Origin of the sequence: Lacisediminihabitans profunda (assembly GCF_008040105.1) — a bacterium.
Taxonomy (GTDB): domain Bacteria; phylum Actinomycetota; class Actinomycetes; order Actinomycetales; family Microbacteriaceae; genus Lacisediminihabitans; species Lacisediminihabitans profunda.
In genome coordinates this window covers 1-234 of sequence record NZ_VRMG01000044.1, presented here as the reverse complement: position 1 = coordinate 234, position 234 = coordinate 1, and the positions used below count along the sequence as shown (strand labels likewise).

General features: G+C 48.7%; 1 rRNA gene. It reads left to right on the top strand.

Annotation, left to right across the window (positions count from 1 at the left end):
• Positions 1-234 (top strand): 16S ribosomal RNA (locus tag FVP33_RS18985); the annotation flags it as partial.

Sequence of the window (234 nt, the reverse complement as noted above, 5' to 3'; positions counted from 1 at the left end):
CAAGCGTTATCCGGATTTATTGGGTTTAAAGGGTGCGTAGGCGGTTTGATAAGTTAGAGGTGAAATTTCGGGGCTCAACCCTGAACGTGCCTCTAATACTGTTGAGCTAGAGAGTAGTTGCGGTAGGCGGAATGTATGGTGTAGCGGTGAAATGCTTAGAGATCCTACAGAACCCCGATTGCGAAGGCAGCTTACCAAACTATATCTGACGTTGAGGCACGAAAGCGTGGGGAG